General features: G+C 56.6%; 5 protein-coding genes and 2 pseudogenes. 5 read left to right on the top strand and 2 right to left on the bottom strand.

All coding sequences use genetic code 11. The annotated features are described in order from the left end of the window. Positions 1–393, bottom strand: a pseudogene (locus ASF70_RS24495) (GGDEF-domain containing protein); the annotation flags it as partial. A 272-nt stretch (positions 394–665) separates the two neighbouring features. Between ASF70_RS24495 and ASF70_RS02905 the strand changes: the two are divergent. Continuing rightward, complete coding sequence (locus ASF70_RS02905; protein WP_082471737.1) at positions 666–1,709, top strand: class I SAM-dependent methyltransferase; 1,044 nt, start codon at positions 666–668, stop codon at positions 1,707–1,709. A 190-nt stretch (positions 1,710–1,899) separates the two neighbouring features. On the opposite strand, the gene ASF70_RS02900 is transcribed toward ASF70_RS02905, so the two are convergent. Further along, positions 1,900–3,993 carry a methyl-accepting chemotaxis protein gene (locus tag ASF70_RS02900; RefSeq protein ID WP_062577274.1) on the bottom strand — a complete coding sequence of 698 codons (2,094 nt, stop codon included), beginning with the start codon at positions 3,991–3,993 and terminating at the stop codon, positions 1,900–1,902. 1,258 nt (positions 3,994–5,251) lie between these two features. Between ASF70_RS02900 and ASF70_RS02890 the strand changes: the two genes are divergently transcribed. From ASF70_RS02890 to ASF70_RS02875, 4 genes and pseudogenes are all read left to right on the top strand, one after another. Next, positions 5,252–6,436 (top strand): GGDEF domain-containing protein, encoded by a 1,185-nt coding sequence (locus ASF70_RS02890; RefSeq protein ID WP_062577272.1) that lies wholly within the window; start codon positions 5,252–5,254, stop codon positions 6,434–6,436. 145 nt (positions 6,437–6,581) lie between these two features. Beyond that, positions 6,582–6,782, top strand: a pseudogene (gene trkD / locus ASF70_RS23405) (potassium transporter Kup); the annotation flags it as partial. A 568-nt stretch (positions 6,783–7,350) separates the two neighbouring features. After that, positions 7,351–7,839: a hypothetical protein gene (locus ASF70_RS02880; protein WP_062463493.1), complete on the top strand. Its 489-nt coding sequence runs from the start codon at positions 7,351–7,353 to the stop codon at positions 7,837–7,839. 49 nt (positions 7,840–7,888) lie between these two features. Then, a complete protein-coding gene (locus ASF70_RS02875; protein ID WP_244473927.1) occupies positions 7,889–8,461 on the top strand; it encodes a ferric reductase-like transmembrane domain-containing protein in 573 nt (190 codons plus the stop codon). Positions 8,462–8,599: the final 138 nt, after the last annotated feature.

Genomic DNA, 8,599 nt, shown 5'->3' with positions numbered 1-8,599 from the left:
CATGAAGATGGCGCCGAAAACCATGTAGTAGGAGAGCGCCTCCACAGCACTGGACATCTGTGCTGTGAGAATCCAAACAAGATAGGCTACGGATACGGCTGTAGCCGCGACAGTATCGATCAGGCCGGATCTTGCTCCGACGTAGATCAAGACCTCTAAGAGAGCTAGCGCACAGAACCCAACGACGAGACGGCCCGCGACGGTGTAGTAAGCGACATCGCCGATAAAGAGGTAGTCGGTAAGAGAGTACGCAAGGAAAGCGACGACGGCTATCCATAGGCCCTTGCGAGTGACGCGTCTCCTGCCCTGCTCGCTCTCACGCACGTACAAATCACGCAAGTCTTCCGGTGACGGCGATCTACCTGCAGCGACAACACCTGCCTCGGCAAACATGTGCAGCATGACCTGAGACCCAATTCGGTTGCAGCTTACGCGTCGTGGACCGCCGCTTTATGTCGATAGCGACATCCTACTTCCGTGACAAACCATAACCGACTCGTGTCTTCGAGACCGCGCACTAAACCCGAAGCTTATTTAACGATTTCTAAAAGTTGGTGACACGTAGCTGTCCCGATGTGGGACGGACTAATAATCCTTGACGAATTACAAATCGGTGAAGAATTTAACCGTGCATTAATATTCCATTAATCATGAGGTTATTTTTCTTGGCTCAGCCCCTTTTCTCGCCTGACGGCAAAAGCTTGATCATGCCCCGATCCGTCAGCGACAGTCTTATTTCTCAAAAACCGACCAACCAGGCAGAACTTCTAGCTGAAGCAAAAGCTCAATTTGCCATAGTCATAAACCTGGCGATGCAGCGGTTGGATGCCGGGAAGGATCTGCCCGAGATGACCAGATGGTTGATCGGTCAACTGCATGATATCAGGCAAAAAGCAGGGCCCGAAGTATGGCAGATGCTCGTCCCAATCATACAAGCGCATCCTTCCGCGCAGGTATTGCAGCAGTGCCCCTTTACCCGATGGTCGTTCGAGAAGCCGCGTGGGTATTCGGGAGATGCCGGACTGATAGACTTCATCTATCGACATGAAGCGGTAGCTGAAGAAGTCGCCAAGTCGACTCCTGTCGGACTTCAGATCTTTGAGTACACAATAAACGCACCAGGGCCGGTTGCGGTCAGGGAAAGGCGAGACATTCTAACCCGCTACGTCGATGAGACCGCGGCGAGGACCGCCTCGGATACTGAAATCCTGGCGATTGCAGCCGGACACCTCCGGGAAGCGGAGGCATCGACGGCCCTTTCAAAAGGCGAAATCAAGCGCTGGGTTGCCCTCGATCAGGATCCCCAAAGCATCGGCTCAATCATGAGACAATTCGAAGGGACGTCTGTCGATCCAATCGATGGATCGGTGCGTGGGCTCCTCACGGGAAAGCATCAACTCGGAACATTTGATTTGATTTATGCCGCGGGTCTCTACGATTACCTTAGCGATAAGGTCGCGATCAAACTTACGCAGATTTGCGTCGCGATGCTGAAGCCGGGCGGAGTATTCTTGTTCGCTAATTTCTCCGATGAGATGTCTGACGACGGCTATATGGAATCTTATATGGACTGGGAGCTCCTGCAGCGTTCGGAGTCAGACATGTGGCGTATCGTGGGTGCGAGTGTTGATGCGGAGACAGTGGATGCCCGCGTCTGGTTCGGGACCAACCGCAATATCATCTACAGCACGATTACGAGTCTGAAGTAGGCTGCGGCGATAGGCCTCTTGGAAAATTTACTGCCCCAAGTCCATGACTTCGTATCCGGGGCGACATGACTTAGTCTCGATGATTGCATTCGAACGGTCTTAAAAGTATCTGAAGCTGGTTTAAGGACGGGCCTGCGGATCCCTTCGCCCGTCCTTACCTTGACTAGGTGGCACACCTCTTACGGCTACCTCAAGCAGCTCGGCCATAGCGAGCCTGTTGTTCCCGCGGTTGCTCAGTTAACGTGAACTGCGCCAAGAGCCTCTTAAGCTCGTCGGCTTCCGCCGCAAGGCCGTGGCTAGCCGCTGTCTGTTCCTCGACCATTGCCGCGTTTTGCTGCGTACCCTGATCGATCGTGTTGATCGCGGTGTTGATCTCCTGGAGCCCGGTCGATTGCTCGCGTGAAGCGACAACGATCGCGTCGATATGTCCGTTGATCTCCTTTACCTCAGCAACAATCGTCGCCAGTGCTAGACCTGCTTTGCCGACGAGTGCCACTCCCGTCTCAACCTGCGACGCAGATGTATTGATCAACGCTTTAATTTCCTTTGCAGCGTTGGCCGAGCGCTGCGCGAGTTCCCGCACCTCCTGCGCAACAACAGCAAAGCCCTTGCCCGCTTCGCCTGCTCGAGCCGCTTCAACGCCGGCATTCAACGCCAGGAGGTTCGTCTGGAAGGCGATCTGGTCGATGACGCCGATGATCTTCGAGATTTCTGCCGAAGACTGCTCGATGCCGTGCATGGCGTTGACAGCATCGCCAACCACGATACCGGACTGCTCGGCGTTGCCGCGTGTACGGTTTACCAGTCGACCAACTTCCTCGGCGCGTCGAGCAGAGTCCTTGACCGTGGTTGTTACCTGTTCGAGCGCCGCGGCCGTTTCTTCGACGGACGCTGCCTGCTGCTCCGTCCGCCGCGCGAGATCGTCAGCCGACTGACGGATCTCGCTCGCACCTGCATCGATAGCTCTCGCATTTTGTCCGACTGTCGTCAGTGTCTCGTTGAGTTTGCCGATCGAATTGTTGAAATCCTCGCGCAAACGATCAAGGTGAGACACAAATGCCGTTGCGATGCGATAGTTCAGGTCGCCGTCGGAGAGATGCGCCAATCCCTTTGCAAGCGCATCGACTGCCAACTGAATGTCAGCGGCATCGTTTGCAGACTTTTGTTCCCGGTCGACTCGTTCACGTTCAGAAGACGCACGTGTCTGTTTGGCGTCACCCTCGAGACGTTGGCGCTCTATCGCATTGCTACGGAAAACTGAGAGCGCGGATGCCATTGAGCCAATCTGGTCTGTACGGTTCTGCCCGGGGATGGCCACCTGCAGTTGACCTGCAGCCAGCTCTTCCATCACAGACGTCATCTGTGTCACCGGCTTAATCACGAGCTTACTCAGAAGAATGGCGACAAGACCGATCATTCCTGCGACGGCAAGCACTGTTGCGATGATGGCCGCGATCCTGAACTGGAAAACAGATGCATAGGCGGCATCTGCATCTACGACAAAACCGAGATACCAGTCCACGGACGGCAGACCACTGACGGGGACGAAGCTCGTCAGTTTGCGACTCCCGGAGATTTCGGTCTCCGCGATGTCGGCTGCAATCGCAGGTGCGCCAGATGGAAACAGATCGATCAGGGTCTTGTTGACAAGGGATTTATCCGGATGAATAAGAATCTTACCGCTTGTGTTTACGAGGAATGCGTACCCTCCAGTGCCGACATCGACCGACTGGATCATGGACACAAGCGAGTCGAGCGAAAAATCGCTACCTGTCACACCGCTCAGTTTCCCGTCGACCTTAACGGGGACGGCAGCCGTAATGATAAGCCCGCCTGTCGAAGCATCCGAGTACGGCTCCGTCAGTACCGCCTTATCAGCCTGGACGGCATCGAGATACCAGGGTCGCTTTCTTGGATCGTAACCGGCGGGCAGTTCCTGCTGCGGCCAGGTGATGAACGCCCCGTTGGCAGCGTCGCCGAAGTAGGTGGACATGAACTGACTTGTTAAAACGTCGTTCTGCAGAAACGCGAGTTTGGCCGCAGGATCCTTGGCTTTTTCCATTCCCTTGGCAGATACATCGGTCAGCATGATGCGACCGTTCAGCCAGTTTGCAATGCTTTGGGATGCCTGCTTTCCAGAGGCGCTGATCTTTTCGGCAACAGCCTTGGTTGCCACGCCGCGTTGCAGGCTGTCGATATAGGTCGAGAAACCGACGAAGGCGGTAGCCACGACGAGAGACGCTGCTATGAGAATACGCGTCATCAGGTTTGATTTCCTAGACAAACCAAAATTCCTTCGGATGCTGCCGGTGCGACACCTAGCTTAGATTGGACGGGGAACATGCCTTGCGGCGAGGCAACGCGCATCATGCGTGCAGGAAGACGTGAGCTTCGAACAACTCACTAAATTAAGAAGATTAAATTTGAGCGACTACGAGACTTCGAACCATCTCGATCCTGCAACGAGGCGCTCTGCACTTCATTCGCGCCCAGCCTTCACCACAGTCGCCCTACTTCCCATCCCGTATCGGTCGTCTTCGCCTTGATGGGACCAGAACCTACGACCCGTGATTAGAGATCAAATCACTAAGATTCCTAAGACAATTCATCGGCTTATTGGTGGAGAAACGCTGTGTCAGCCTGCCGAGGGAATACAAGTTCGCGGGTCGATGAGCCTACGCCCTCCGCAATGACGACCGGATTGTACTGTTCGATCTTTCCGCTTGCGAAGGTAAGAGCCGCATCTGCGACCTCCTCGCTCTCGATCGGGTCAAAGGGCGCAAGGTTGGCTTACAGGAACCACGCTTCGGCAGCTGCCAGCAGTTTCTTCTCGTCTCGCCTTCCTTCTTGGAACAAGCGGAAAAGCAGCATCGCGAGCTCGTCGGGATGCGTCTCGTGTATCGGCACTGCCTGCGCAAATACTCGTTCGAGCAGAGCCAGGTCTTCAGGCCGGAGAAGAACATCAGAGGGAATTCTACCGCGCATAACGTAAGCTATTGTGAGGTTGGTCAATTGGCAATTGTTCGTGGAAGTATGATGAGCGCTACCACTCGTCGTTGGCTCGTTCTCGCCAGACTGACTAGGCTGCCACTGTTCATAGAAACACGACACAGACTTTACTGCGGTGTGCAACAGAGTTGGGTCTTGCCACACGGGCGCCGAGCGGCAGCGAACGCGCTGCCCAGCGAGATCATGCTTCGCTCGGCTCCCTTGGTGCAGGCGGTTGAGAATGACGAGGCGACATTCTGGTTATATGCCGGGCAGCTTCACTGGCGCTCTCGGTTGGATGCAAACCGATGATGTCTTCTGTACTGAAAACGATATCACCTGGCACTAGGTGCGGGTCTCGCGGCGGCTGAAGATGCGACCGTTACATTCGATCCGCTGGCAAGTCTTATGACATCGGAAATAAACCCTATCCATGAATGCCGGCATTGAACTCCACGCTTAACGTTACGCCAACCATGTCGGCGGCATAGGAGGCTACGTAAAGAATCATTCAAACACCTCCCTGTAGGCTTTGACTCGAGGCAGGCAAAGCAATGCAGATCGATTTACAAACTCTCTGGTACTTAACAATCGGAACGCTGATGGTGTCAGCTTCGCTTCTCCTTTGGGAAAGGCAGGCTTATCCAGGTCGCGCACGCGTGCTCGGTGTTATGGCCGCGGCTCTCTTCGCGTTCGTTCTCGGCTGCGCACTTGCAATGAACCGCAGCCACATCTCGGTCGCGCTCGGCATGGGGGCGACGAACATCCTGATGATGTTGGGCTACCTTTTGGTCCTAAACGCCATCGCGGGCCTCGACCGTCACCGATATGTCTGGTCGTCTGCTGGAGCGCTAAGCCTCCTGGCCCTCGCCTGGGCGATCGCTGGCACGCACTTCCCGGCCGCCTTCTGGAACCATGTCTCGTCTCTCCCCATTGCGCTGACCTGCGGCCTGACAGCGTGGATACTTCTGCGCAGCCGCACGGTTCAGGGACTGCGCTCGCGTCCGATCGCAGTAGCGATCTCGGCCGTCCATGCCGTGTTCTACCTCGGCCGCGCGTTCATTGCCCCTATCCTCCTCCAGCAGTACGGGCCAGATATTCTCTCCACCATCGGGAAGGCGACGATGTACGAGGCCGTCTTGTACTCTGTAGCGATGCCGATGTCCTTTCTGATGATCGTTCGAGAGGAGGAGAAGCAGCACCTGCTCCGCCTGTCGCAAACCGATCAGTTGACCGGGCTTGCGAACCGCCACGCCTTTTTTGAGCAGGCAGCTCGGATCATCAGGGAGCGGCAAGGCCACCCCGTCTCCCTGCTTGCCTTCGACCTCGACCACTTCAAGGCGATCAACGACCGTCACGGCCATCCAGTCGGAGATCAGATTCTCAAGCTGTTCGCAGAGACCGCCCGCGAAGAAGCGGGACCCGACGCGCTTCTTGTCCGGCTGGGTGGTGAGGAATTCGCCGCACTCCTGCCACGGTGCGACCATCATCAAGCTCTCAGTCGTGGCTCGGTGATCGCACGCCGGTTCGCCATCACAGCCGCGCGAGCAGAGGGCCTGAAGACCCAGGCAACCGTCAGTATTGGTCTTGCGGCACCGGACTGCCACGACCTCGCCGCTATGCTCGCGAGCGCCGATGGCGCTCTGTACCGAGCAAAAGCCCTTGGACGAAATCGGGTTGAGACCGCCTGCCCACACGAATTGCCCGCGACGCCCTTGAGCCATTCGCTTGCATCATAAGTCAGGGGCAACTGTGGCGTTATAATCCGGTCATGATCTGGCGAAGAGCATCGCGTACATGATACTGGCGAAAGGCTTCGACACCACATACCTCGCAACTCAGCATTGCGAGATTTCCTGACCCCACCCCGCGCTGTACAGCGAGAAGGCAGGCTTCGAGTTCGAGATCATGCAAACCTCATTCTACCTTGGTCGCCGAAACCTGGTTTCAACCCCGAACACGGGCCTGCCGCGTTGGCAGGAATGCCTCTACATCGCGCTCGCCGACTTTGGAATCGACCCGTCCGCTTACTTCAAGCTACCCCCGAACCGGGTCGTTGAGCTTGGCGAACAGGTTGCGATCTGATGGTTAGATCGCAGCTATGCGAACGACCACACTTGCCGCCAAGAGCATGCCAAGCGTCGCGACCGTCAGGCAGAAAACTACTAGCGACGCATTAAGCCGCTTTCTGCTGGTCACTTCGATGTTGTCCTTGTTCGCCGCAGTTGTGGTTATGGCGAGCCTTTGTCGTTGTCCCCGAGCTTCAGCGAGATGAAGGTGGTAGAAGTATCCCAGGCGTCCGTACATGTGTCATGTCCTTGTGTAGGCGCGCGCATCCGCGGCACGACAAACGTAGCGATATGCTCATATGTTTTCGATTGGGACTGGATGACAGAGAAATAGGAAACTCATAGGGTTCGGTAGGGTCGTCGCTTCGCCTCTCGGCCGCCCTTCTTGCTGTCAACTGGACACGGATCTAGGCCTCAGAGTTCAACTTTGAAGGCGCCACCGATATGACGCAGATGGCGACGTTTTGACCCAATCGATCTCCATCACGTAACCGTGGCTCTTAGTGTTCAAGGTCCCAATTCGTTGCGGGCAGCGAAGGTGCTAACCTTCGAGCCAACTGAATGCGAGTTCGAGGGTTATCGATATGTCTGAAATCGGTTTCGAGCGCCGGGCTTTGCTTCTCGGAGGCGGCGCACTTGCAACAGCCGGCGTTGCTGGTCTCGACTTGCCTGCTCGAGCCTCTGGGCTTGCGGCAACGCCAACGATGCGTGGAGGCGCCAATAATTATATTCCGGGCGCTCAGATCGTTGAGCGTATCGGCGGCGGAGGCTTTGTCATTTCGGGCACAGTGCGCCGCGCTGGCGACGGCGCACCGCTGGCAGGGCAGCGGATCCAGATGTGGGCTCATACCAAAGAAGGTAGTGAAAGCGATCCGCGCAGCCACGGCGCAACGCTGACCGACGCCAATGGTGTTTTCCGCCTTGAAATGCCGCAAATCATTCCGGCGCTCGGTCAAGCCCACGCGCATCTTGCCTACGATAGCATGGAATTCGAGACCGTCTTCCTCCGTCCCTTGCTCTCAAGCGCAAGGGATACCAGTCTAGAAGCGCATTTTGTCCTGCAGCGGGCCTGACTTGGGCTCAACAGCGCGCAGGACTCGTGCATTCTTTATCTGGACCGGGTTGCTTCTGACGCTTGGCGTTCATTTGGGGTTTGCCGCATCGAGCGAATACCTGGCTTGGCGCGATCCGATCTACATCTCCGCTGGCTTTGCGGGCGTCATCGCCCTCTGTCTGCTGCTTGTGCAGCCACTTCTTGCCGCTGGTTGGCTACCTGGCCTGCATGTGTTGCGCAGTCGTCGCGCCCACCGGGTGGTCGGAACCGCACTTGTTGTTTCAGTCATCGTTCATGTTACCGGCCTTTGGATTACCAGCCCGCCGGATATCGAAGACGCGCTTCTGTTGCTCTCCCCTACCCCTTTCTCCGTTTGGGGCGTCGCTGCCATGTGGGCGCTATTTGCCGCCGCGCTTCTTGCTGCCGTCCGCCGCCGGTTGTCGCCGCGGACGTGGCGTCTCGCACACACGAGCCTTGCCAGCGTCGTGGTGTTCGGTGGTGCAGTCCATGCAATGCTGATCGAAGGCACGATGGAGCCGATCTCGAAGGCCGTGCTCTGCGCACTCGCCGCTATTGCAACCGCTGTCGCGGCGGTCGTCCCTTGGCTGCGTGCCCGGCGGCGCGCGCCAGGGAGAAGGTAAATTCTTCCCGAGATGGCGTGATGGCCAAACCATGTCATACTTTTGTGGAAGTGTTGCGCAGAACGCATCTAATCCAGAACTTTCTGGATCCACTAGCGCGGCTGATCAATCCGGCATTGCACCAGTCAGGAAAAATGG

The organism is Rhizobium sp. Leaf321 (assembly GCF_001423215.1).
GTDB classification, from domain to species: domain Bacteria; phylum Pseudomonadota; class Alphaproteobacteria; order Rhizobiales; family Rhizobiaceae; genus Neorhizobium; species Neorhizobium soli.
The sequence above is the reverse complement of the archived record's forward strand: the minus strand, read 5'-3'. Positions and strand labels throughout refer to the sequence as shown.